Below are 23989 nucleotides of genomic sequence, written 5' to 3' on the forward strand. Positions count from 1 at the left end.
GGTCCGGCTCAGGCGACCCTTTTCCCGGCGTTCCCCCACGCCGCGTTCCGTACACTTGACGCTCGTGGTTGCCGATCAGATCCATCTCGTGCGGCACGGCGAGGTGTTCAACCCCGACCGGGTCCTCTACGGGCGACTCCCGAACTTCCGGCTCTCGGATCTGGGCCACCGCATGGCCCGCTCCGCCGCCGACGACCTGCTCGAGCGCCGTCGCCACGTCACGGCGCTGATCGCCTCGCCGCTCCAGCGCACGCAGGAGTCCGCGCAGCCGATCTCGCAGGCGTTCGAGCTCGAGATCCGCACCGATGAGCGGGTGATCGAGCCGAGCAACCGCTTCGAGGGGAAGTCCCTCGCCGCGCGCAGCTCCGCCTTGCGGAACCCCAAGCACTGGCCCTGGCTCCGCAACCCCTTCGAGCCCAGCTGGGGCGAGCCGTACCTCTCCATCTCGGCGCGGATGTACGCGGCGATCGAGTCGGCGTGGGAGAGCACGGAGGAGGGCGACGCCGCGATCGTCAGCCACCAGCTCCCCATCTGGACGGTCCACCGCGCCCTCGCCGGCGAGCGCCTCTTCCACGATCCGCGCAAGCGCCGCTGCGCGCTCTCGAGCATCACGACCCTCGAGCGGCGCGGGGACGGCTTCGTCGAGGTCGGCTACTCCGACCCGGCCGCCGGCCTGCAGGGCCTGGCCACCGACGTGGGAGCGGTCTGATGCGCCGGACGGGGCGGCTCCGCGGAGCGGGCGTCCTCGCGCTGGCCGCCGCGCTCGCGCTGACGGGCTGCTCCGAGGATCCGCTCGCCGACCAGTACCGCAACGGCAGCAACAAGGGCTACATCTCGGGGGACGGCACCGTCACCGAGATCGCCGCCGCCGACCGGGACGACCCCATCGTCTTCTCCGGCACCGACGAGACCGGCGCCACCATCGACTCCGCCGACCTCGCCGGGCAGGTCGTCGTCGTCAACTTCTGGTACGCCAGCTGCGCCCCGTGCCGCGCCGAGGCCGCGGACCTCGAGACGGTGAACACGGAGTTCGCCGACAAGGGCGTGTCGTTCGTCGGCGTCAACGTGCGCGATCAGGCCCCTACCGCGGCCGCCTTCGCCGAGACCTTCGGGCTCGGCTACCCCTCCATCGTCGACACCGACTCGTCGGTGCAGCTCGCTTTCACCGGCACCGTCCCGCCGAACGCCGTGCCCACGACGCTCGTCCTCGACAGGGAGGGGCGCGTCGCGTCGCGCATCCTCGGCCAGCTCCAGGAGGCGTCGATCCTCTCGACCCTCGTGGGCGACACGCTCGCCGAGGGGGAGTAGCGGCGTGGGCGACATCGTCGTCAGCGGTCAGCTCCTGCTGGCCGTGCCGATCGCGCTCCTGGCCGGGCTCGTGTCCTTCGCGTCGCCCTGCGTGCTCCCGCTGGTGCCCGGCTACCTCGCCTACGTCGGCGGATTCACCGACGCCGACGAGCGTGCGGCCCGCGGACGCCGCCGGGTCGTGCTGGGCGTCCTCCTCTTCGTGCTCGGATTCTCGCTGGTGTTCGTCCTCTACGGTGCGGCGGCGGGCACGGTCGGCTTCTGGCTGCGCCAGTACACCGACCTGATCACCCGCGTCCTCGGGCTCGTCGTGATCGCGATGGGGCTCGTCTTCATCGGCCAGTTCTCGTTCCTCCAGCGCACGCTCCGGCCCGGGATCCGTCCCGCCACCGGGCTGATCGGAGCGCCGCTGCTCGGCATCGTCTTCGGCGTCGGCTGGACGCCCTGCCTCGGCCCGACGCTGAGCTCGATCCTCGCCCTCAGCTACGGCGTGGGCTCGCCCTGGCGCGGCGCCCTCCTCGCCCTGGTCTACTGCCTCGGACTCGGCATCCCCTTCCTCCTCGTCGCCTTCGGCTTCAGCTGGGTGACCAGCACGCTCGCCTTCGTGAAGCGCCACATCCGCGTGGTCAACATCCTCGGCGGCGCCGCCCTCGTCCTGATCGGAGTCCTGATGGTCACGGGCATCTGGAACACCCTCGTCTACGGATCCCTCTCGGCGGTGATCGATGGCTTCCAGCCGGCGATCTGAGCCCGAGGAGAGCACGCGCCGCCCCGACGAGGCCGCGCAGCGGAGGACGGACGCCTCCTTCCGCCCCGCCGACCACTACGACTCCGACGGCACCGTCACGCAGCCGGCGCTCGGGTTCACCGGCTGGCTCCGCTGGATGTGGCGCCAGCTCACCAGCATGCGCACGGCGCTGTTCCTGCTGCTGCTGCTGGCGATCGCGGCGGTCCCCGGATCGCTCGTGCCGCAGCGCTCCTCCGACCCCAACGGCGTGACCCAGTACTTCGTCGACAACCCCGACCTCGCGCCCCTGCTCGACAGGGTGCAGGCGTTCGACACCTACACCTCCGCCTGGTTCTCGAGCATCTACCTGCTGCTGTTCATCTCCCTGATCGGCTGCATCGTCCCGCGCACGCGCCACCACTTCCAGGCGATGCGGTCGCGGCCGCCGCGCACCCCGGCACGCCTGCAGCGCCTCGCCGGCTACACCGTCCGCGAGGTCGAGGGCGCGACGGAGGAGGAGGCCGTCGCCTCCGCCCACTCCGTCCTGCGCCGGGCGGGCTACCGTGTCGAGCGCTACGACGACCCGCGCGGCCGCTGGTCGAGCGTCTCGGCCGAGCGCGGCTACCTCCGCGAGACCGGCAACCTGGTCTTCCACTCCGCCCTGGTCGGCATCCTCGTCGCCGTCGGAGTGGGCGGCGGGTTCGGCTACAGCGGGCAGCGCGTGCTGGTCGAGGGCTCCCAGGGGTTCGCGAACAACCTCGCGGCCTACGACTCCTTCAACCCCGGCCGCTTCTTCGACAGCAGCCAGCTCGACCCGTACCAGCTGACCCTCGACAGCCTCGACGTGAAGTACGAGGAGCAGAACCAGTCGGCGCTCGGCCAGCCCGTCGATTTCACCGCGAACGTCACGACCTCCGAGCGTGGCGGGGGCACCGAGGACCGCACGATCAAGGTCAACGACCCGCTGGCGATCGGCGGCACGAACGTCTACCTCCTCGGCAACGGCTACGCGCCGACGATCACGGTCCGGGATCCCTCCGGCCGGGCGATCTTCACCGACTCGGTGCCGTTCCTCCCGCAGGACGCGAACCTGACCTCCGTCGGCGTCGTCAAGGTGCCGGACGGGCTCTCCGAGCAGCTGGGCCTCACCGGCTTCTTCTACCCGACGCAGGACACGCTGGCCTCCGGGGCGTCGACGTCGATCTTCCCCGACCTGCAGTACCCCGTGCTCTCGCTGAACGTCTTCGCGGGCGACCTCGGCCTCGACGGGGGAGTGCCCACGTCCGTCTACGTGCTCAACACCGACTCGCTGACCCGGCTCACCGGCGGCACCACCGGCGTCGCGCCGATCACCCTCAAGCCCGGCGACACGGCCGAGCTCCCGAACGGGCTCGGCAGCGTGAGCTTCGACAACACGGGCGCCGACCCGACGCGGATCGGCACCGACAGCGTCAAGCGCTTCGCCTCGTTCGACATCCACCACGACGCGACCCAGGGCTGGGTGCTGCTCTTCGCGATCCTCGTGCTCGCCGGACTCCTCACCTCGCTGTTCGTCCCGCGGCGCCGCGTGTGGGTGAAGGCGACCGCCCAGGACGACGGCGGCCTCCTCCTCGAGTACGCGGGACTCGCCCGCGGCGAGGACCCCCAGCTGGTGCGCGCCGTGCGGACGATCGCCGACCGGCACGCCCCGCTCGACTGACCCGCCTCCCGGACGCCCCTCCACAGCCGTCGCCCGGCTGGGCAGGGGCCGAGTCTGTGCAAGCGCGAAGGGGCGGCCGGGGCGGCGAGCGATTACCCTGAGGAGGTGATCGCGTCCCTCTCGCAGTACTCGGTGCTGTGCCTCTCCTCCGCCATGGGCATCTACGCCATGGCGTTCGTCTTCTTCGCGATCGACCTCGCCCGCCGCGCCTCCCTGGCCGACGGCGAGTCGATCGAGGTCGTCCAGGAGGCGGAGCGCGTCGCCTCCGCGGCCGCCGCCGACCGCGCGGCCAGCGGCAAGGCCACCGTCGCCGCCGCCGGCTCCGGACGCACCGCGACGCTCTCCCGCATCGGCAGCCGCGTCGAGGACGAGGTCTACCGCGCCCCCGCCCGCTCGAAGACCATGCGCATCGGGTTCTCGCTCACGCTCCTCGGCTTCGTGCTCCACCTCGGCGCGACCGTCCTCCGCGGCGTCGCCGCCGGCCGCGTCCCCTGGGCGAACATGTACGAGTTCTCGATGACCGGGACGCTCATCATCATCGGCGTCTTCCTCGCCGTCCAGCTGCGCTGGGACCTCCGCTTCCTCGGAGCGTTCATCACCGGCCTCGTCCTGGTGCTCCTCGGCATCGCGACCGTCAACTACTACGTCGCCGTCGTCCCGCTCCCGCCGGCACTCCAGTCCTACTGGCTGGTCATCCACGTGCTCGTCGCGATCCTCGGCACCGCGTTCTTCGCCCTCGGCTTCGCGCTCTCGGTCACCCAGCTCCTCCAGGCCCGCCGCGAATCCTCCGGCGACAGCCCCCGCTCGGTCCTCCGCTTCCTGCGCACCCTGCCCAGCTCCCTCACCCTCGAGAACCTCGCCTACCGCGTCACGATCCTCGGCTTCATCCTCTGGACCTTCACGCTCATCGCCGGCGCCGTCTGGGCCGAGAAGGCCTGGGGCCGCTACTGGGGCTGGGACACCAAGGAGGTCTGGACCTTCATCATCTGGACCATCTACGCCGGCTACATCCACGCCCGCGCCACCCGCGGCTGGCGCGGCACCCCCTCCGCCTGGCTCGCCATCGTCGGCTTCGCCGCCGTCATGTTCAACTTCGGCGTCGTCAACGTGTTCTTCAAGGGACTCCATGCCTACTCCGGCCTCGACACCGGCATGTAATCGGGTCGGCGGGGCCTGGTGGGGCCCCTCGCGGCGTTGTCGGCGACGAACGTAGCGCCGCTACGCCCGACGCCTCCGCCTTGCGATCGACCCCACCAGGCCCCGCCGACCGCCCACCAGGACACGCTTTGAGGACGGCTCCGCTTCGCGGTCGCCGCGGGGGGCCTCCGCGTCGCGGTCGGGTCTGGCCGGGCTCCGCTTCGCGGTCGGGTCCGGGTGGGCTCCGCTTCGCGGTCGGGTCCGGGTGGGCTGCGCTTCGCGGGAGGCCCGCGGAAACGGGGGTCGACGGAACATGCTGATCGGGTAGCGCGCGCGGCGCGCGTATCGAGATCCCATGGCGCGAACGCGGGGAGCGGGCCGATCGAGTTCCCGCAGATGGACGCGCAGGGGGCGGTGCCTGCTGATCGAGTAGTGCGCGGAGCGGGCGTGTCGCGCACAGGGGGCATGGACGGGCTGCGGGCGGATCCGTGCCTGTCGAGTGGCGGTGGTGGATGCCGGGGGCGACGGCGGACGGGTCAGACGGCGGTGACGATGTCGATGAGGTGGGGGGCGAAAGGGGCGTCGAGGGCGAGGACGATGCGGGTGCGGGCGTCGGAGGGATGGACGCCGCGGTAGATGCCGCGGAGGTCGGCGACGGTCTGGCCGCGGCCGGGGCCGTGGGTGGCGTCGACGGTGACGTGGACGCGCGGGGCGGAGGTGAGGGCGACGGCGTCGACGGCGATCGCGGCGGCCATGGGGTCGTGCATCGCAGCGGTGCGCTCGCCGAAGTGGCCGACGTAGAAGTCGAAGTAGAAGTCGAGCGCCTGCCCGATGGCCTGCGCGAGGGGATCGGGCGACGCGAGCAGGACGGCGCGATCCTCCTCCGTCAGCAGGTGCCGCATGGTCACGTCCAGGGGCACGAGCGTCAGATCCCAGTCGGCCGCGACGACCTCGGCGGCGGCCGCCGGGTCGTGCCAGATGTTGGCCTCCGCCACGGCGGTCACGTTGCCGGGGACCAGCGCGGCTCCGCCCATCACGGTCACCGAGTGGACGAGGGACGCGATCTCCGGGTGCGCACGGAGGGCGAGCGCGAGATTCGTCAGCGGGCCGATCGCGACCAGCCGCAGCTCGCCCTCGTGCTCGCGGGCGAGACGGAGGAGGAGGTCGGCCGGATCCTCGTCGACCGGCTCGCCGCCCTCGGGCAGCGCGACCCCGCCGATGCCGTCGTCGCCGTGCACGTGCGGAGATCCGCCGGCGTAGTCCTCCTCGAGGAAGTGGTGCGCCCCCACGGCGACCGGCACGTCGTCGCGGCCGGCCAGCGCGAGCAGGCCGAGGCTGTTGACGGCGGCCCGGCGGGCGTCGGTGTTGCCGCTGACCGTGCTGATCCCGACGAGGCGGGCCCGGGGCGAGCGGAGGAGGTACGCCAGAGCGAGCGAGTCGTCGATGCCGGTGTCGCAGTCGAGGAAGACGGGGACGGTCGATGCGCTCACGGTGCTCCGATGCTCGAGGGTGGGGGACGCGTCGGGCACCGGCGGCCGACGCTCCCATTCTGCCGCTCCTCCGACGCGGCGCCCGCCGCCGACGATCAGAGCAGCGCGTAGGAGTCGCGGAGCCGCGCCCGCCACCAGGCGAGCCGCTCCGGTGACACGGCGTGACGGGAGAGGAGCTCCTCCGAGACCTCCACGCGGCCGACGGGGATCCCGCCGTCCACCGGCCGCAGCGGCCGCTCCGTGACGTCCGCGGCGAGGAGGGACGCGGTGCCGAGTCCGCAGTCGAAGGGCAGCTCGGGGAGCGCCGCGGCCAGGGCGGCGCCCATGGCGAGTCCGACCGAGCTGTCGATCGCGCTCGAGACCACCGCCGGCAGCCCCGCCTCGGCGACGAGGGCCAGCGCCCGGCGCGTCCCGCCGAGCGGCTGGGCCTTCACGACCAGCAGGTCCGCGGCTCCGGCCCGGGCGACGGCGAGTGGATCGGCGGCCTTGCGGACGCTCTCGTCGGCGGCGATCGGGATGCCCATGTACTTCACCCGGTAGCGCAGCTCCGCCAGCTCGTCGACGCTCGCGCACGGCTGCTCGACGTACTCGAGGTCGGACTCCGCGAGGGCGTGGACGGCGTGCTCGGCCTCGTCGAGGTTCCAGCCGCCGTTCGCGTCCACGCGGATCCGGCCCTCCGGACCGAGCAGGCGGCGGACCTCGACGACCCGGGCCACGTCGTCGGCCAGCGTCTGGCCGCGCTCGGCGACCTTCACCTTCGCCGTGCGGCAGCCGTGGTAGCTCGCGAGCACGGCGGCGACCTCGTGCGGTGCGACGGCCGGGATGGTCGCGTTCACCGGGATGCGGTCGCGCAGCGGTGCCGGCTGCTCGCTCCAGCCGTAGTCGATCGCCGCCCGGAGCCACGCCGCCGACTCCTCTGCGCCGTACTCGAGGAAGGGCGAGAACTCGGTCCAGCCCTCGGGGCCGCGCACGAGCGCGATCTCGCGGTGGTCCACACCGCGGAAGCGGGTGCGCAGCGGCAGAGCGACGACGCGGAGTCCCGCGTCGATCTCGCCGAGGGAGGGGAGCGGGGAGGCGGGCACGACGTCGTCCATCCGGCCATTGTCCACCGGCCGGGGCGACGCGGCGGCCACCCGGGCGCAGGAGGTCGGCGACGCGCGCGCAAGCCCCCGGGGTCCCTCCTCCGAGCGCCCGCCGAGGTGCCAGACTGACGAGGCTGCCGTTGGAGTCCGGAGGAGTGCGATGAGCCAGATGCCGATGAGCCCGCCGCCCGCGCCCGCCCCGGGCCCGACGCAGGGCTCCGTCCCCTCCCGCCGCCCACTCGGCAGGGGCGCCTGGATCGCGCTGGGCACGAGCCTCCTCGTGGGCGTCGTCTACACCGGCGTGCTCGGCACGCTCGTCGCCGTCGGAGTGGGCGGCGCGCTCGACTCCGCCGCCGGCAGCGCGTCGACGAGCGCTCCGTCCGAGCCGTTCGGCGACCCGACGGACGACCCGTTCGGCAGCGGGGACCCGTCCGATCCGCTCTACGACTACCCCGGCTACCAGGACGGCGACGCCGCGACGATCCTCGGCCAGCCGTCCGCGGAGGACGTGCGCGCGAGTGCCGAGCAGGCCGTCGCGGCCGTCGAGGGCGCCGTCCCCGAGGAGTGGACCTCGGCCGACGACGAGTACTACGAGCAGTCGCAGAACGCCTACGGCGGTCCCTCCCTTCTGTACGACTACATCTCGGCGACCGAGTACGCCGCCGCCGACGTCTCGACCGACGCCGACAGGCAGGCGGCGGTCGACCGCTTCACCGCAGCGCTCTCGCCCCTCGGCTTCGACGACGTCGAGGTGGCCGACACCCCCGAGGAGTGGTCGGAGGCGGGCTACGAGCTCGACGGCGACCTCTCGGACGAGGAGGCGTCGGCCGCGCTCTGGATCGTCACCGCGCGCTCCTCCGCCGACCTCGTGCCCGCGATCGAGATGGGCCTCGTCGACCTCGACGCCGATCCGACCGGCCTGGTCGCCGACATGCTGGACGGAGTCGGCCTCTCGCCGGACCCGCAGGGCGCGTTCCTCGCCGGGTACGCGAACGGGGTCCTGCAGGACGAGGACCGCGGCGAGTTCACCGACCGCCTCGAGGAGTACGGCGGAGTCGCCGCGACCTGACCGGGCGCTACAAGCAAGCCCGTCCGCCCGCAAGCCCGAATCGGCGCACCGCCCGCGCCCTACGGTGAGGGGATGGCTGCACCCCGCTCGACCAGGCCCCTGCGCGACTACGCCGCGATCGGAGACGGTCGCACGGTCGCCCTGATCGCGAAGGACGGCAGCGTCGACTGGATGCCCGTCCCGGACCTCGGCTCCACCCCCGCCTTCGCCGCCCTGATCGACGCCGAGTCCGGCGGCTGCGTCGAGCTCGCCCCCGAGGAGCCCGCCGAGGTCTCGCGCGCCTACATCCGCGACACGAACGTCCTCGAGACCACCTTCACCACCGAGTCGGGCACCGTCCGCGTGACGGACGCGCTCGTCACCGGGATCGCGGGCCGCCTCCCGTGGGCCGAGCTCGCGCGCCGCGTGGACGGTGTCGACGGCGAGGTGCGGATGCGGTGGGCCGTGCGTCCCGGAACGGGACTCGGCCGGTTCTCCCCGTGGATCCAGAACGCCGACGGCCGCTCGCTCATCCGCGCCGGAGACATCACCATCGGCGTCACCGGGCAGGAGCACGGGCCCGACGGCGACGACGCGCCCTCCGGCGCCGGCGACGAGCTGACGGGCTCCTTCGTCGTGACCGCGGGGAAGGACGCCGTGCGGCACGTCCTGGTCGTGTCGGCCACGCACGACGAGCCGCTGCACTTCCCGGTCGCGAAGAACGTCGACCGCGGCATCGACCGCACCATCCGCAGCTGGCAGGACTGGTCGGAGGAGTTCTCCTACGACGGCCCGTGGTCCGAGGCCGTCCAGCGCAGCGCCCTCGCGCTCAAGCTGCTGATCTACTCGCCCACAGGAGCCATCGCCGCGGCCGCGACCACGTCGCTCCCGGAGTCGCCCAACGGCGGCAAGAACTGGGACTACCGCTTCGCCTGGGTGCGCGACGCCGCGTACACGATGCACGCGCTGGTGCGCTTCGGCCTGCGCGAGGAGACGCACGCCGCGCTGTCCTGGCTCCTCCGCACGATCAAGGAGCACGGACCGGATCTGCACATCTTCTACGGACTCGACGGCTCCATGCCGACCGTCCTGGAGGAGTTCGACGTCCCGGGCTACGCCGGCATCGGCCCGGTCGTCGCCGGCAACGCAGCGCAGAGCCAGCTGCAGCTGGGCGTCTTCGGCGACCTCTTCGACATCTGCCGCATCTACGTCGACGAGGGCAACGTCCTCGACATCCAGACCGGCCGGCTCCTCGCCCGCGTCGCCGACACCACCTGCGACCTGTGGCGGAACCGCGATGCGGGCATGTGGGAGCTGGAGGAGGAGCAGCACTACACCTCCTCGAAGATGGGCTGCTGGCAGGCGCTCGACGCGGCCGTGCACCTGGCGGAGCTCGGCCAGGTCGCGGGCAGCCCCGACCGCTGGCGCTTCGAGCGCGACCGCATCCGGGAGTGGATCGAGGAGCACTGCTGGTCCGAGGAGCTCGGCTCCTACGTGATGTACCCGGGCAGCGAGGAGCTGGACGCCTCGGTGCTCCTGCACGCGCCCAGCGGCTACGAGCGCGGCGAGCGGATGATCTCCACCATCGACGCCCTGGTGAAGGAGCTCGGCCGCGGCGCGCTGCTGTTCCGCTACTCCGGTATGGAGGGCGAGGAGCACCCGTTCGTGGCCTGCTCGTTCTGGCTCGCCTCCGCCCTGGCCTGCGTCGGTCGGCACGACGAGTCGGTCGCCCTGATGGACGAGCTCGTCGCCACGGTCCCGAACGACGTCGGGATCATGTCCGAGATGATCGCGGTCGACGACCTGGCCTTCTGGGGCAACCTGCCGCAGGGGCTCAGCCACCTCGCGTTGATCAACGCGGCCATCACCATCGAGGAGCTGGCGCCGGAGAAGGTCGGCCGCGCGTAACCCCGCCGACGGCGTCCGCGCAACCCGTTGAGGGCCGGCTCCGAGGGGCGTAGACCGGTACCACCCCCTCGCACCGCACCCACAAGGAGCACCTCAGCATGGATCTCGGGATCACCGGCCGCACCGCCCTCGTCACCGGAGGCGACTCCGGCATCGGCCTGGCCACGGCGCAGCTCCTCCTCGCCGAGGGCGCGACCGTCGTGATCACCGACGAGGACCAGGCGGAGCTGGACCGGGCCGCGGCCGGGCTCGACGCTCCGGAGGGCCGCCTGCACGCCTTCGCCGCCGACGTCACCAGCACGGAGCAGCTCGCCGAGCTGCACCGCCGCGTGGCCGGAGCGGTCGGCGCGATCGACATCCTCGTGCAGTGCGCCGGAGTCACGGGGGCGCAGGGCCTCTTCCACGAGATCGACGACGAGGGCTGGACCAGCACCCTCGAGGTCGACCTGCTCGGTCCCGTGCGGCTCGTGCGCGAGTTCCTCCCCGACCTCCGCACCGGAGGCTGGGGCCGGCTCGTGCTCACCGCCTCCGAGGACGCCGTGCAGCCCTACGACGACGAACTGCCCTACTGCGCCGCGAAGGCGGGCGTCCTCGCCTTCGCCAAGGGCCTCTCGCGCTCCTACGCGCAGGAGGGCCTGCTCGTGAACACGGTCTCGCCCGCGTTCATCCGCACTCCGATGACCGACGCGATGATGTCCAAGCGCGCCGAGCAGAGGGGCACCTCGGTCGACGAGGCGATCTCGTCCTTCCTCGACGAGGAGCGCCCGTACATGGAGCTGAAGCGCCGGGGCGAGGCCGAGGAGGTCGCAGCCGTGATCGCCTTCCTCTGCTCCGACCGCGCCTCGTTCGTGAACGGCTCGAACTACCGCGTCGACTCCGGATCCGTCGCCACGATCTGATCCCCGCAACCACGGGCCCCGCCCAGCGCGCGCACCCCGCGCGTGCGGGCGCCGTCCAGCCGAAGAAGCCAGACTCGGGGCGGGACACCGCACCCGGCACTGCAAGAGAAAGGAACGGTCCATGACCACCACCCTCGAACGCCACGTCGAAGCCCCCGCGGGCTCCGGTGCCAAGACCAGCCGCCGTCAGAACGCCGAGAAGGGCTTCAAGGCCTCCAAGGAGCTGCTCGACAGCCTCCAGATCGTCCTCGTCGACCTGATCGAGCTCCACGTCCAGGGCAAGCAGGCCCACTGGAACGTCGTCGGCAAGAACTTCCGCGACCTCCACCTGCAGCTCGACGAGATCATCGAGGCCGCGCGCGAGTTCAGCGACGACATCGCCGAGCGCATGCGCGCCCTCCACGGGATCCCGGACGGCCGCAGCGACACCGTCGCCGCGACCACCACCCTCCCCGAGTACCCGCACGGCGAGATCGACACGGCCGAGACCGTCGACCTGGTCACGATCCGCCTCGAGAACACCGCCGCCACCATGCGCGAGGTCCACGACCAGGTGGACGAGGAGGACCCGACCAGCGCGGATCTCCTCCACGCGATCATCCAGAGCCTCGAGCAGTACGCCTGGATGGTGTCGGCCGAGAACCGCACCACCTCCGCCGCCAAGTAGGGGCGAGCACCGGCAAGGGGACTCCGCGTCAGCGGGGTCCCCTTCCGTCTGCCCGAGCGGTCTCGAGTCGCCGTGCAGTCCGGATCAGTAGGGTCGTGACATGAGCACGCAGGTCTCCGAACTGTTCGACGCGCACCGCTGGGCGGCCGTCGACGGCTTCGACGCACTCGAGGACATCACCTACCACCACGACCGCTCCGGCCGCATCGCGCGGGTCGCGTTCGACCGGCCCGAGGTCCGCAACGCGTTCCGGCCGCGCACGGTCGACGAGCTGTTCCGCGCCCTCGAGGACGCCCGGACGAACCCGCGCATCGGTGTCGTCATCCTCACCGGCAACGGCCCGAGCCCGCGCGACGGAGGCTGGGCGTTCTGCTCCGGGGGAGACCAGCGGATCCGCGGCCGCGACGGCTACCGGTACTCCGACGGCGAGACCGCCGAGGGCATCGACTCCGCGCGGAACGGCCGCCTGCACATCCTCGAGGTGCAGCGCCTCATCCGCTTCATGCCGAAGGTCGTCATCGCGGCCGTCCCCGGCTGGGCCGCGGGAGGCGGGCACTCGCTGCACGTGGTCTGCGACCTCACCCTCGCCTCCGCCGAGCACGGGCGATTCAAGCAGACGGACGCCGACGTCGGCTCCTTCGACGCGGGCTACGGCTCGGCGTACTTCGCCCGCCAGATCGGGCAGAAGGCCGCGCGCGAGGTGTTCTTCCTCGCGCGGGAGTACTCCGCGCAGCGCGCCTACGAGATGGGCGCCGTGAACGCGGTCGTCCCGCACGCCGAGCTCGAGACGACCGCGGTGGAGTGGGCCGAGACGATCCTCACCAAGTCGCCCACGGCCATCCGGATGCTGAAGTACGCGTTCAACGCCGTGGACGACGGCCTCGTGGGCCAGCAGCTCTTCGCGGGCGAGACCACGCGGCTCGCCTACGGCACCGACGAGGCCGTCGAGGGACGAGACTCCTTCCTCGAGAAGCGCGAGCCCGACTGGTCGCCGTTCCCGTGGCAGTTCTGAGCCGGAGGGCACGCAGGTGACCCGCCCGCTCGCCGGTGTCGACGCGACGGTCGAGGCCGTCCTCCTCGCTCTTCGCGCGGCCCTGGACGGCAGCGGCCCGGCGATCCGCGTCTCCGCCCCCGGCGCTGCGACCGCCTCCGAGGATGCCGTCGTGCCGCAGCGCGTCGCCGCCGTCGTCGAGACCTCGGGCTCGTCGGGGCCGCCCAAGCGGGTCGCGCTCTCGACAGCGGCCCTGCTCACCAGCGCCTCCGCGACCCTCGCCGAGTTGGGCGGGCCGGGACGCTGGCTGCTCTGCCTGCCGACGCACTACGTCGCGGGACTGCAGGTGCTCGTCCGCTCGCTGACGGCGGAGGCCGACCCGGTCGTCCTCCCGGCCGGCGGCTTCGACGCGGCGGCCTTCCTCGCTCTCGCTCGGACGATGCCGGCGGGGGAGCGGAGGTACTCCTCGCTGGTCCCCGTGCAGCTCGCGAGGCTGCTGGATCTCGCCGAGCGCGATCCGGCCGCGGCCGAGGCGCTCCGCTCGTTCGACGCCCTCCTGATCGGCGGTCAGGCGACGCCGCAGCCGCTGCGGGACCGCGCCGCCGCCCTCGGCGTGCGCATCCGCCTGACTTACGGATCGAGCGAGACGTCCGGTGGCTGCGTCTACGACGGCGTCCCGCTCCACGACGTGCGGATGCGCGTCGAGAACGGGCAGGTGCTGCTCGGCGGCCCGACCCTCGCGGAGGGCTACCTCGACGCCGACGGCGCGATCGACGACGAGCGTAGCGCCTCCGCCTTCCTCGAGCTCGACGGGGAGCGCTGGTACCGCACGGGCGACGCGGGGTCGATCGTCGACGGGCGCCTCCGGGTGACCGGTCGGCTCGACCGCGTGATCGTGTCGGGCGGGGAGAAGGTGTCGCTCGACGCCGTCGAGGCCGTGCTGCGCGAGGGGACCGTCCCCGACGCGGTCGTCGTGCGGCGGGCGGACGAGCAGTGGGGCGAGGTCCCGGTCGTCGTGACGGCGGAGGAGGCTCCCGCGCTCACCGACCTGCGCGCCCTGATCGCCGACCGCCTCGGGCGCGCCGCCGCTCCCGCGGCCGTGCTGCCGGTCGGCCGCATCCCCCTCCTCGCCTCCGGGAAGCCCGACCGCCGCGCCCTCGAGGTGCTCGCCGAGCAGGCCTGACCGGCTCCGAGCGTCGACGGGCCGGTGGGTAGGATTCCCTCCGTGTCGAGTACGAGTCGCAAGAAGAAGTCCTCCAGCGGCCGCCCCGGGGGCAGCCCGCGAGCGGTCGTCGTGAAGCCCGCCGGTCCCCGCGAGTGGATCGCCGGCGCCCGCCTCCGCACCCTCCCGCTGGCCGTCGCCCCCGTGCTCATCGGCACCGGAGCGACCCAGGTCGTCGACGAGGGCTGGCACTGGGTGCGCGCCCTGCTCTGCCTGGCCGTCTCGCTCGCCCTGCAGATCGCCGTCAACTACGCCAACGACTACTCCGACGGCGTGCGCGGCACCGACGCGAACCGCGTCGGACCCTCGCGGCTGACCGGCTCCGGAGCGGCGAAGCCCCGCCAGGTGCTCACCGTCGCCCTGGTCTTCTTCGGGATCGCGGCCGTCGCCGGGCTCGTGCTCACCACCCTCTCGGGGCAGTGGTGGTTCCTGATCGTCGGCGCGGCGGCGATCGCGGCCGGCTGGTTCTACACCGGCGGACGCCGCCCCTACGGCTACCTCGGGCTCGGCGAGCTCTTCGTCTTCGTGTTCTTCGGCCTGGTCGCCACCGTCGGCACCACGTTCGTGCAGATCGGCCGCACCAACCAGGAGTCGTGGCTCGGCGCCGTGGCGGCGGGCCTGTTCGCCTGCGCCGTGCTCATGGTCAACAACATCCGCGACATCCCGACCGACCGCCTCTCGGGCAAGCGGACCCTCGCGGTGCTCGCAGGACCGGCCGTGTCCCGAGCGATCTACACGGGTTTCGTGCTGATCCCGTTCGGCATCGCGGTGATCCTCGCGCTGTTCTACCCGCTGGCGTGGCTGACGCTCTTCGTGCTTCTGATGATCCTGCCGGCCATCCTGATCACCCTGACGGCGAAGACGGCGAAAGAGCTCATCCTGGCGCTGCAGCTGACCAGCCTGGGCGGGCTCGCCTACGCGGTCATCCTCGGGGCGGCGCTGGCGTTCTAGAGCGGCGGCTCGCACGAGGCGGGCTCGGGTGGGCCGGATTCGGGTGAGATCGGCTGTTGCGCGCCGGGCCTGGTGCGAGCGGGGTCAGCGCGTCAGAGGGGAGGCCTCGCCGGCGGGAGCGCCCGGCTCAGCGGTCGTCGCGGGTCGCGTCGACCGCGGCGTCCTCGACGTCGTCGTCGGTCGGAGCGCGCGGGACGTCCTTGCGGCGCTCGTAGATCGCCTCCGCGATGCGCTCGCGGGGCTTCCTCAGCAGGATGTAGGAGAGGGACAGGCTCGCGATCGCGGCGACGAAGCCCGCGGTGACCGCTGCCGTCAGCTCCGAGTCGACGAAGGTGCGCGCCGGCAGGTACACCAGCACGAAGACGCCGGCGAACATCGCCAGGCGCAGGAGCGAGTAGACGACGACCGCGCGGCTCAGTTTCACCGGGACAGTGTACGTCGGCCCCTGCACGCGCTTCCGTGAGCACCGTGGGAGCCTCCTGTCCAGCGTCCGTGCGGACCCTCCCCGACAAGGGTGCCGGACGTAGACTCGTGTCCATGATCCGCCTCGTCATCGGCCTGCTCGTGGCCCTCGCCGTCTTCACGGTCTACACCGTGATCGACGTCGCGATGAGCAACCGTCACGCCGTGCGGGCGATCCCGAAGTGGTCCTGGCTCCTGGTGGTGCTGATCCTCCCGGTCATCGGTGCGGGACTGTGGTTCTGGATCGGCCGTCCCCGCAAGCAGCGCGCCGCCGGCCGCCGCTACACCGCTCCGGACGACGACCCCGACTTCCTCGGCACCCTCCGCACCGAGCGCGACCCCGAGGAGGAGCGCCTGCAGGCAGAGCGCATCGCCCAGCTCGAGCGCGACCTCGCCGACATGGACGAGCAGGGCGAGGCCGACGGCCCCGGCCGCCGGGATGCCTGAGCACCGGCCGGTCGCCCCCTCCACCCGATTCGCGGTCGACCTCCTCACCCGCTTCGTCGCGCTCGGCGTCCGCGACGTCGTCGTCGCTCCGGGCTCCCGCTCGCAGGCGCTCGCCCTGGTGGCGGCCGAGCTCGAGACCCGCGGCGACGTCCGGCTGCACGTGCGGATCGACGAGCGCTCCGCGGGGTTCCTGGCGCTGGGCCTGGCCCTCGAATCCGGGATGCCGGCGCTCGTGATCACGACCTCCGGCACGGCGACCGCGAACCTGCACCCGGCCGTGCTCGAGGCGGACGCCTCGGACGTGCCGATGATCGTGCTGACCGCCGACCGGCCCGACGAGCTGCGCGGCATCCGCTCGAACCAGACGGCCGAGCAGCGCGAGCTGTACGGGCGTGCCGTGCGGCTGTTCGAGGACGTCGCTGCTCCGGACGACGCCTCCCGGCCCGAGGACGCGCGTGCGCTCGCCGATCGTGCCGTCACCGCGGCGCGCCGCGGGCCGGTCCACCTGAACCTCTCCTTCCGCGACCCGCTCTCCTCCGCTCTGCCCGACATGGAGGGGATCGAACCGGTCTCGTCGCCCGCTGTCCGATCCGGGATCCCGCGTGCCGTCGTGACCGCCGGTCCCGGTGAGCCGCTCACGGTCGTCATCGCCGGGGACAAGGCGGGCGCCGCGGCCGAGGAGATCGCTCGCGCCGGCGACTGGCCGCTGCTGGCCGAGGTCTCCTCCGGCGCCCGCTTCGGACCGCAGCTCGTCGTCGCCTGGCGTCGCCTGCTCGGCGAGCCCGACTTCGGCGGACGCATCCGCCGGGCGATCGTGCTCGGACACCCGACGCTCTCCCGCGAGGTCCCCGAGCTGCTGCGGCGCGAGGACGTCGAGGTGATCGTCGTGGACGCCGTGCGCGAGCAGTTCTACAACCCCGGCCGGCGCGCCCGCCGCGTCGGAGGCGTCGACGTGGTCCGCCCCGAGGGGGCGCCGCGTCCCGAGCGCGGCGAGCGCGCCTGGGCCGGATCCTGGGTGTCCGCGAGCCGCGCCCTGACGGTCGACCCCGACGAGCTGGACGAGGTCCCCGACGCCGGGTCGATGTCGGTCGAGGACCGCCGCGGCTACGCGCGCAACGCCCTCGCCGCGATCAGGGCACCGCTCACCCGCGACTTCGTCGTCGCCGCGGTCTGGAAGGTCACCTGGCCGCACGACCGGCTGCTGTTCGGAGCGTCGCGGCTGATCCGCGTCGCCGACGGGACCCTGCCGGGCAAGCGGATATCCGTCCTGGCGAACCGCGGCCTCGCCGGCATCGACGGCACGATCTCGACGGCTCTCGGGATCGCGGTGGCTTCGCAGGCGACCGAGCAGGGAGCCGGCGGAGTCACCCGCGCGGTCCTCGGCGATCTCACTCTGCTCCACGAGGCCGGCGGCCTCCTCCTCCCGCCGGGAGAACGGCGCCCGCGCGTGCAGCTCGTCGTCGTGAACGACGGGGGCGGCACGATCTTCGACGGACTCGAGGTCGCGTCGAGCTCGCATCCCGATGCGTTCGACCGCGTGCAGTTCACTCCGCAGAACGCCGATCTGGAGGCTCTCGCGCGCGCCTACGGGTGGGGCCACCGTCGTGCGGCGACGCGCGGCGAGCTGGAGCAGGCGCTGACCTCGCCGGGTGACGGGCCGGGCATCGTGGAGATCCGGCTCGAGCGCTGAGTCCGCGCGGGTCCGGTCGGACGGTCCTCCACAGGTCGTCGTCGGACGCTGTTCTCCCGGGGACCCCTCGTTCGAGCTCCGCAGCTCGTCTGCTGCTGCTTCGCTGGAGGCATGGCTGATGCGGAGACGGTGCGAGGAGAGGTCCTCGCCCTCGGCGACCGGGCGGCGGCGCTCGCGAGGAGCGCCTCCCCGGTGCTCCTGACCGCGGCGGAGGCGCTGCACGCGGGACACCGCGCGGCGCTGACCTGTCCCGACGCGTTCGCCCGAGGCTCCTCGACGGACAGCAAGGATGCGACGGACCTCGTCGAACGGTCGATCCGAGCGGAGTTCGCCGTCGCCCTCGGGGTCTCCGAGCGCACCGCCGCCAGGGAGCTGCTGCACGCCTCGCTCCTGATGGAGGAGCTGCCGCGGACCCGCTCCGCGCTCGCCGACGCCAGGATGCGCTGGGAGGCCGGCCAGCTCGTCTGCTCCGTCGCGGCGACCCTCCCGGCAGCGGCGCGCGCGGCCTACGACGACCGGGCCGTCGACCTCGCGGAGACGCTGACCCCGGGGCAGCTGCGCCACGCCCTCGCGCGGGTGCGGGAGGAGCTGCACGACGAGCCCCTCGCCGAGCGGCACGCTCGCGCCCGTGAGGACCGCCGGGTGTGGATGACAGCCGGGATCGACGGCATGGCGACGGTGTGCGCGCACGTCCCCGCGCCCGAGGCCGTCGGAGCGCTCGCCCGGCTCGACCGCATCGCGAGGGATCTGCGGGACGGCGCCGAAGGGGACCGCGATCTGCGGACGCTGGCGCAGCTCCGCGCCGACGCGTGGGCCGACCTGCTCTGCCACGGGGACGTGGCGGGGACCACTCCGGAGGGAGCCGCGGCGCCCTCGACCGGGCTGCGGGCCGAGGTGAGAGTCACCGTGGCGGCGAGCACCGCCGCAGGTGACGACAAGGCGGCCGCCGAGCTCGACGGCTACGGGCCGATCCCCGCCGAGGCGGTGCGAGCGCTCATCGACGACGACGCCGCCTTCACTCCTGTGCTGACCGACGAGGAGACCGGCGCGGTCGTCTCCGTCGGGCGCCGCCACCGCCTCCCGCCGCCGAGGATGAGGCTGCTGGTCCGCCTCCGCGACCAGACCTGCCGCTTCCCGGGCTGCACCCGGCCGGCGTCCTCGACGGAGACCGACCACAGCGTCGAATGGCGGAACGGGGGAGAGACGACTCCCGACAACCTCGCCTCCCTGTGCGTCGCCCACCACCACGTGCGCCACGGCGACCGGTGGACGTATCTGCTCCATCCGGACGGCACAGCGGACTGGACCACACCGACCGGCCGCCGCGTGACGACCCGGCCGCCGGCGCTGCCCGGGCGTCCGCCGGTGGGTGCAGGACGACGGCCGGGTGCTCCCCGGCTCGACGGGGACCCGGCGGGGTAGCCGACGGCTTCAGCGACTCCCGACGTGCGTCAGGCCAGCGCGTCGGTGATCGGGCGGAACTTCATGCGGGTCTCGGCGAGCTCGGACTCGGGAACGCTGTCGGCCACGATGCCGGCGCCCGCCCAGGCCGTGACCGCGCCCTCGGCCGTGACCTCGGCGCTACGGAGTCCGACGGCCCACTCGCCGTCGCCGTTGCCGTCGATCCAGCCGACGGGTCCTGCGTACCGACCGCGGTCGAAGGGCTCCAGGTGCTCGATGAGCGCAAGGGCGTCGGCGGTCGGAGTGCCGGCCACTGCCGCGGTCGGGTGAAGAGCATCGACGAGATCGAGCGCGCTGGAGGAGTCGCCCAGAATTCCTCGCACGTCCGTCGCGAGGTGCCAGAGATTCGGCAGGCGGAGCGTGAACGGGGCGGCGCCCGCCGTCAGCTCCCGTGTGTGGGGCTCGAGTTCCCGGACCAGACTGGCGAGAGCGAAAGCGTGCTCCGAGCGGTCCTTCGGACTCTCGAGCAGAGCGGCCTCCACGTCCGCGTCGGCGAGGGGATCCTCGCCTCGCGCGGCCGTGCCGGCCAACACCCTCGCCGAGATCTCGCCCCGATCGACCGCGACCAGCGTCTCCGGACTGGCGCCGAGGAATCCGTCCACGGCGAAGCCCCAGCAGTCCGGGTACCGCTCGGTGAGCGCACCCAGCATCCGACGCAGGTCCGCCCCCGGCGGGAGCCGCCCCTGCAGATCGCGCGCGATCACGACCTTGGACAGCTCGCCCGCCCGGATCGTCTCCACCGCGGCAGCGACCGCCGCGCGGTACTCGTCGGGCGACAGCGCACCCGGCGAGAGCGGCACGTGGTACGCCGCCCCCAGCGGCTCCTCGCCCGGCGTATCCGGTCCCTCCGCCTCGCCGATCGTGATCCGCGTCAGCCATGACCGGCCGTCGCGCGTCCCGATCACGGTGCGCGGCACGATCAGCACGCTCGTCGCCTCGGATCGGCTCGAGAAAGCGAAGGTCCCGAACGCGACCAGCCCCGTCCCGGGCAGTCCGACCCGGTCCTCCACCGTCGCCGCGTCGCAGAGCCGACGCCAGGCCGCCGCCGCATCCCGCAGCCGTTCCGGGCCCGAGAACTCGAGGCGCAGGGCCTCGCCGCGTCCGCTGAGGCCGGCGCCGTCGCGCTGCCAGAGGAGGGGCCGCCTCGGGTCGGAGTGGGAGAGGAGCGACGGCGGAGAGTCCAGTGGAGTCGTCTCCGCACGCAGCAGGGGGGTTCCAGCGCCGATGAGCGTCACCTCAGCAGGGTACGCCCGCGCCAGAGGATGGGACGTCCCATGCCGCGGGGCTCGGGGCGCAGGGCTCCGTTGCTACCGTGATCCGGTCCGGGGCCGCCGCGCGAGGCGGAGCGGGGCGGTCCCGGCGCTTCCCCAGGGGGGAGCGCGCCGACCGGGCGCGGGACGGCGGATGCACAGCCGCCGTCCCTCGTCTCGCCGTAGACTTGCGGATCGTGACGAAGGCAGACCTCACCAAACGGCCCGACGAGGTCGCCTCGATGTTCGACACCGTGGCTCCCGCCTACGACCTGGTGAACGGACTCCTCTCGGTGGGGAACGACCGGCTCTGGCGGATCGCGACGACTCGCGCCGTCAACCCTGCTCCCGGTGAGCGCATTCTCGACATCGCGGCCGGCACCGGAACGTCGAGCGCGTCGCTGGCGCGGTCGGGCGCCCAGGTCGTCGCAGCCGACTTCTCCCCGGGGATGATCGCCGTCGGCCGTCGCCGTCAGGCGGGCAACGACCGGATCGAGTTCGTCCAGGCCGACGCGATGGACCTCCCGTTCGAGGACGAGTCGTTCGACGCCGTGACCATCTCGTTCGGTCTGCGCAACGTGGCCGAGCCGAGGACGGCGCTCGCCGAGTTCCTGCGTGTGCTGAAGCCCGGCGGCCGGGTCGTGATCTGCGAGTTCTCGACTCCGCCGATCGCTCCGCTGGCCGCCGCGTACGACTTCTACCTGTCGAGGGTCATGCCCGCCGTCGTGCGCCTCGCGTCGTCGAACAATCCTGCGTACGACTATCTCGGCGATTCCATCCGGGCCTGGCCGGAGCAGAGCGTCGTCGCCGCCTGGCTCCGCGCGGCGGGCTTCGAGCGCGTGGCCTACCGCGATCTGACCGCGGGCATCGTGGCGCTGCACCGCGGCGTCAAGCCGATCGCGGCGACCCGATGACGACCGGGGTCCGCACAGGCCGAGACGTTAGGGTTTCCCTGTGAACGCCACTGCGCCCGTCGCCCGTCGCAGCCCGTCTCTGACGGCGCAGCTCGGCCTCTCCGAGCGCATCTTCTCCTCCTCGTCGGACCGCGCTCTCGCCCGCACGATCGACGCGGGTCTGGAGCAGGTCGAGGAGGGTCTCGTCCGGCAGCTGTCCTTCGCGGACGCCGTGGCCGACGTCTCCACCCGGTACCTCCTCGAGGCGGGCGGCAAGCGCGTGCGCCCGATGCTCACCCTCCTGGCCGCGTCGCTGGGCCGCGGCAACACGCCGCAGGTCCTGCTCGGTGCGCAGGCGATCGAGATCACGCATCTCGCATCGCTCTACCACGACGACGTCATGGACGAGGCGGAGAAGCGCCGCGGCGTCCCGTCGGCGCAGACCGTGTGGGGCAACAACGTGGCCATCCTGACGGGCGATCTGCTCTTCGCCCGCGCGAACCAGCTGATGGTCGAGCTCGGCGACAAGGCGATCCGGCTCCAGGCCGACACGTTCGAGCGGCTCGTCCTCGGGCAGCTGCACGAGACGGTCGGCCCGACCGACGGCGAGGACCCGGTCGAGCACTACCTGTCCGTCCTGGCCGACAAGACCGGGTCCCTGATCGCCGCGGCGGGCCGCACGGGAGTCGCGTTCTCGGAGGCTCCGGAGGAGTACGAGGAGGCCATGCGCGTCTTCGGCGAGAAGATCGGCGTCGCCTTCCAGATCGTCGACGACGTCATCGACCTCTCTCCCCAGCCGGAGGAGACCGGCAAGAACCCCGGCACGGACATCCGCGCCGGCGTGTCGACGCTGCCGATCCTGCGCCTGCGCGAGCGCGCCTCCTCCGATAGGGAGGCCGCGGCTCTCCTCGCCCGCATCGAGAGCTATGTGAGCCGCTCGAACGACGCCATCGCGCACACGGAGGAGCAGAGCGCCGACATCTCGGACGCCATCGCTCAGCTGCGCGATCACGACGTCACCGCGCAGACCCTTGCCGAGGCCCACCGGTGGGCCGACGAGGCCGTCGCCGCCCTCGCTCCGCTGCCCGACGGCTCCGTCCGCAAGGCGCTGACGCGCTTCGCCGACACCGTCGTCGAGCGCAACGGCTGACCCCGATCGTCGCGGCGCGCCCTGCGCCGCAGGAATGAGACCGGTTGTGCGCTGCGGCGCCCCGGCAGGAGGAACGCAATGACCAAGCTCAGGCTGGCCATCGTCGGCGCGGGTCCCGCGGGCATCTACGCCGCCGACCTCATGATCAAGGCCGAGAAGAAGTACGACGTCTCGATCGATCTGTTCGAGCACCTGCCCGCGCCCTACGGCCTGGTCCGCTACGGCGTCGCGCCCGATCACCCGCGCATCAAGGGGATCATCACCGCGCTGCGGGAGGTGCTCGACCGGGGCGACATCCGCATCTTCGGCAACGTGCACTTCGGGACCGACATCACGCTCGAGGATCTCAAGCGGCACTACCACGCCGTGATCTTCGCGACCGGCGCCGTTCGGGACGCTCCGCTCGACGTCCCGGGTGTCGAGCTCGAGGGCTCCTACGGTGCGGCCGACTTCGTCAGCTGGTTCGACGGCCACCCCGACGTGTCGCGCACCTGGCCGCTGGAGGCGTCCTCCGTCGCTGTCATTGGCAACGGCAACGTCGCGCTCGACGTCTCGCGGATGCTGGCGAAGCACGCCGAGGACCTCCTGCCCACCGAGGTCCCGCCGAACGTCTACGAGGGGCTGAAGGCGTCTCCTGTCACCGACGTGCACGTCTTCGGGCGCCGCGGTCCCGCTCAGGTGAAGTTCACGCCGCTGGAGCTGCGCGAGCTGGGCGAGCTGCGCGACGTCGACATGATCGTCGCCGACGAGGACTTCGACCTCGATCCCGCTTCGGAGGCCGCCATCGCGACCAACAAGCAGGTCATGGTCATCAACCGGGTGCTCAACCAGTGGCGCACCCGTGAGGTCGGGAGCGCCTCGCGTCGTCTCCACCTGCACTTCTGGGCGAAGCCGCTCGAGTTCGTGGACGACGGATCCGGTCGGGTCGGCGCGATCCGGTACGAGCGCACCGAGCCGGATGGCGAGGGCGGAGTGCGCGGCACGGGTGAGATCCGCGAGGTCCCGGTGCAGGCCGTGTACCGCGCGGTCGGCTACTTCGGCTCGCCGCTCGATGGCCTCCCGTTCGACGAGATGCGCGGCGTGATCCCGAACCGCGAGGGCCAGGTCCTGGACGACGAGGACCAGCAGGTCCACGGCGTGTACGCGACCGGCTGGATCAAGCGCGGACCGGTGGGCCTCATCGGGCACACCAAGTCCGACGCCATGGAGACCGTCGCGCACGTGCTCAACGACCAGGCGTCCTGGTGGACGCCCGAGCACCCCGAGGAGGCGGCCGTGGTCGCCCTGCTCGAGGAGCGGGAGATCGCCTACACGGATCTCGACGGCTGGCACCGGCTGGACGAGCACGAGATGGCGCTCGGCGAGCCCGAGGGCCGTGCGCGCGTGAAGGTCGTTCCTCGCGAGGACATGATCGCGATCTCGCGGGCGGAGCCGGTCGCGCTCTGACGCGTGCTCTCCGAACGGCCCTCCGGTGCAGTCCGGGGGGCCGTTCGTCGTTCCGGCGTGGACG

At 72.6% G+C, this 23989-nt stretch carries 22 protein-coding genes; 18 read left to right on the forward strand and 4 right to left on the reverse strand.

Translation table 11 applies throughout. The features are described 5' to 3' along the window. Nucleotides 1-64 precede the first annotated feature (64 nt). The 5 genes from C5C30_RS05695 (at nucleotide 65) to ccsB (ending at nucleotide 4889) form a co-directional block, all read left to right on the forward strand. Nucleotides 65-709, forward strand: a complete 645-nt coding sequence (locus tag C5C30_RS05695) for a histidine phosphatase family protein (protein WP_104224864.1) — start codon at nucleotides 65-67, stop codon at nucleotides 707-709. Beyond that, nucleotides 709-1308, forward strand: a complete 600-nt coding sequence (locus tag C5C30_RS05700) for a TlpA disulfide reductase family protein (protein WP_104247926.1) — start codon at nucleotides 709-711, stop codon at nucleotides 1306-1308. The genes C5C30_RS05695 and C5C30_RS05700 overlap by 1 nt, the downstream gene beginning before the upstream one ends. A gap of 4 nt (nucleotides 1309-1312) precedes the next feature. Continuing rightward, nucleotides 1313-2053, forward strand: a complete 741-nt coding sequence (locus C5C30_RS05705; protein ID WP_244230512.1) for a cytochrome c biogenesis CcdA family protein — start codon at nucleotides 1313-1315, stop codon at nucleotides 2051-2053. Further along, nucleotides 2031-3731 (forward strand): cytochrome c biogenesis protein ResB, encoded by a 1701-nt coding sequence (locus C5C30_RS05710; RefSeq protein ID WP_104333338.1) that lies wholly within the window; start codon nucleotides 2031-2033, stop codon nucleotides 3729-3731. The genes C5C30_RS05705 and C5C30_RS05710 overlap by 23 nt, the downstream gene beginning before the upstream one ends. A gap of 153 nt (nucleotides 3732-3884) precedes the next feature. Then, on the forward strand, nucleotides 3885-4889 hold the full coding sequence (ccsB, locus tag C5C30_RS05715; RefSeq protein WP_104224871.1) for a c-type cytochrome biogenesis protein CcsB: 1005 nt from the start codon (nucleotides 3885-3887) through the stop codon (nucleotides 4887-4889). Between the two features lie 515 nt (nucleotides 4890-5404). Here ccsB and C5C30_RS05720 read toward each other — a convergent pair. Both C5C30_RS05720 and C5C30_RS05725 read right to left on the reverse strand, forming a co-directional pair. Next, complete coding sequence (locus C5C30_RS05720) at nucleotides 5405-6358, reverse strand: nucleoside hydrolase (protein WP_104287693.1); 954 nt, start codon at nucleotides 6356-6358, stop codon at nucleotides 5405-5407. Nucleotides 6359-6453: 95 nt separating this feature from the next. Further along, the gene (locus tag C5C30_RS05725) at nucleotides 6454-7452 is read right to left on the reverse strand and encodes an o-succinylbenzoate synthase (RefSeq protein WP_104247928.1); all 999 of its coding nucleotides are present in this window, start codon (nucleotides 7450-7452) and stop codon (nucleotides 6454-6456) included. Nucleotides 7453-7600: 148 nt separating this feature from the next. On the opposite strand from C5C30_RS05725, the gene C5C30_RS05730 reads away from it, so the two are divergent. The 7 genes from C5C30_RS05730 to C5C30_RS05760 all read left to right on the forward strand — a co-directional run bounded on the left by C5C30_RS05730 (nucleotide 7601) and on the right by C5C30_RS05760 (nucleotide 15126). Next, nucleotides 7601-8509, forward strand: coding sequence for a hypothetical protein (locus C5C30_RS05730; RefSeq protein WP_104262954.1), 909 nt, complete (start codon nucleotides 7601-7603; stop codon nucleotides 8507-8509). A 72-nt stretch (nucleotides 8510-8581) separates the two neighbouring features. Further along, nucleotides 8582-10396: a glycoside hydrolase family 15 protein gene (locus tag C5C30_RS05735; RefSeq protein ID WP_104247930.1), complete on the forward strand. Its 1815-nt coding sequence runs from the start codon at nucleotides 8582-8584 to the stop codon at nucleotides 10394-10396. A 98-nt stretch (nucleotides 10397-10494) separates the two neighbouring features. Beyond that, nucleotides 10495-11295: an SDR family NAD(P)-dependent oxidoreductase gene (locus C5C30_RS05740; protein ID WP_104260463.1), complete on the forward strand. Its 801-nt coding sequence runs from the start codon at nucleotides 10495-10497 to the stop codon at nucleotides 11293-11295. Between the two features lie 121 nt (nucleotides 11296-11416). Further along, a complete protein-coding gene (locus C5C30_RS05745) occupies nucleotides 11417-11962 on the forward strand; it encodes a Dps family protein (RefSeq protein WP_104223596.1) in 546 nt (181 codons plus the stop codon). Nucleotides 11963-12062: 100 nt separating this feature from the next. Further along, nucleotides 12063-12974 carry a 1,4-dihydroxy-2-naphthoyl-CoA synthase gene (locus C5C30_RS05750; protein WP_068255374.1) on the forward strand — a complete coding sequence of 304 codons (912 nt, stop codon included), beginning with the start codon at nucleotides 12063-12065 and terminating at the stop codon, nucleotides 12972-12974. 16 nt (nucleotides 12975-12990) lie between these two features. Continuing rightward, complete coding sequence (locus tag C5C30_RS05755) at nucleotides 12991-14136, forward strand: AMP-binding protein (protein ID WP_104333339.1); 1146 nt, start codon at nucleotides 12991-12993, stop codon at nucleotides 14134-14136. A gap of 42 nt (nucleotides 14137-14178) precedes the next feature. Further along, a complete protein-coding gene (locus tag C5C30_RS05760; RefSeq protein ID WP_374953312.1) occupies nucleotides 14179-15126 on the forward strand; it encodes a 1,4-dihydroxy-2-naphthoate polyprenyltransferase in 948 nt (315 codons plus the stop codon). Between the two features lie 127 nt (nucleotides 15127-15253). Here C5C30_RS05760 and C5C30_RS05765 read toward each other — a convergent pair whose 3' ends face one another. Next, complete coding sequence (locus tag C5C30_RS05765; protein ID WP_104239140.1) at nucleotides 15254-15550, reverse strand: DUF4229 domain-containing protein; 297 nt, start codon at nucleotides 15548-15550, stop codon at nucleotides 15254-15256. Between the two features lie 113 nt (nucleotides 15551-15663). Between C5C30_RS05765 and C5C30_RS05770 the strand changes: the two genes are divergently transcribed. From C5C30_RS05770 to C5C30_RS05780, 3 genes are all read left to right on the forward strand, one after another. Beyond that, nucleotides 15664-16035 carry a PLD nuclease N-terminal domain-containing protein gene (locus C5C30_RS05770; RefSeq protein WP_104225908.1) on the forward strand — a complete coding sequence of 124 codons (372 nt, stop codon included), beginning with the start codon at nucleotides 15664-15666 and terminating at the stop codon, nucleotides 16033-16035. Beyond that, the gene (gene menD / locus C5C30_RS05775) at nucleotides 16028-17725 is read left to right on the forward strand and encodes a 2-succinyl-5-enolpyruvyl-6-hydroxy-3-cyclohexene-1-carboxylic-acid synthase (RefSeq protein WP_104319308.1); all 1698 of its coding nucleotides are present in this window, start codon (nucleotides 16028-16030) and stop codon (nucleotides 17723-17725) included. The genes C5C30_RS05770 and menD overlap by 8 nt, the downstream gene beginning before the upstream one ends. 111 nt (nucleotides 17726-17836) lie before the next feature. After that, nucleotides 17837-19147, forward strand: coding sequence for an HNH endonuclease signature motif containing protein (locus C5C30_RS05780; RefSeq protein WP_104333340.1), 1311 nt, complete (start codon nucleotides 17837-17839; stop codon nucleotides 19145-19147). A 29-nt stretch (nucleotides 19148-19176) separates the two neighbouring features. On the opposite strand, the gene C5C30_RS05785 is transcribed toward C5C30_RS05780, so the two are convergent. Next, a complete protein-coding gene (locus C5C30_RS05785) occupies nucleotides 19177-20421 on the reverse strand; it encodes an isochorismate synthase MenF (RefSeq protein ID WP_374955299.1) in 1245 nt (414 codons plus the stop codon). A 212-nt stretch (nucleotides 20422-20633) separates the two neighbouring features. On the opposite strand from C5C30_RS05785, the gene ubiE reads away from it, so the two are divergent. The 3 genes from ubiE (at nucleotide 20634) to C5C30_RS05800 (ending at nucleotide 23925) form a co-directional block, all read left to right on the forward strand. After that, nucleotides 20634-21350: a bifunctional demethylmenaquinone methyltransferase/2-methoxy-6-polyprenyl-1,4-benzoquinol methylase UbiE gene (gene ubiE, locus C5C30_RS05790; RefSeq protein WP_104326264.1), complete on the forward strand. Its 717-nt coding sequence runs from the start codon at nucleotides 20634-20636 to the stop codon at nucleotides 21348-21350. Between the two features lie 40 nt (nucleotides 21351-21390). Next, the gene (locus tag C5C30_RS05795; protein ID WP_104249782.1) at nucleotides 21391-22479 is read left to right on the forward strand and encodes a polyprenyl synthetase family protein; all 1089 of its coding nucleotides are present in this window, start codon (nucleotides 21391-21393) and stop codon (nucleotides 22477-22479) included. A gap of 78 nt (nucleotides 22480-22557) precedes the next feature. Then, nucleotides 22558-23925 (forward strand): FAD-dependent oxidoreductase, encoded by a 1368-nt coding sequence (locus C5C30_RS05800; protein ID WP_104223603.1) that lies wholly within the window; start codon nucleotides 22558-22560, stop codon nucleotides 23923-23925. Nucleotides 23926-23989 lie beyond the last annotated feature (64 nt).

It is taken from the genome of Rathayibacter sp. AY2B5, assembly GCF_002931645.1.
Taxonomy (GTDB): domain Bacteria; phylum Actinomycetota; class Actinomycetes; order Actinomycetales; family Microbacteriaceae; genus Rathayibacter.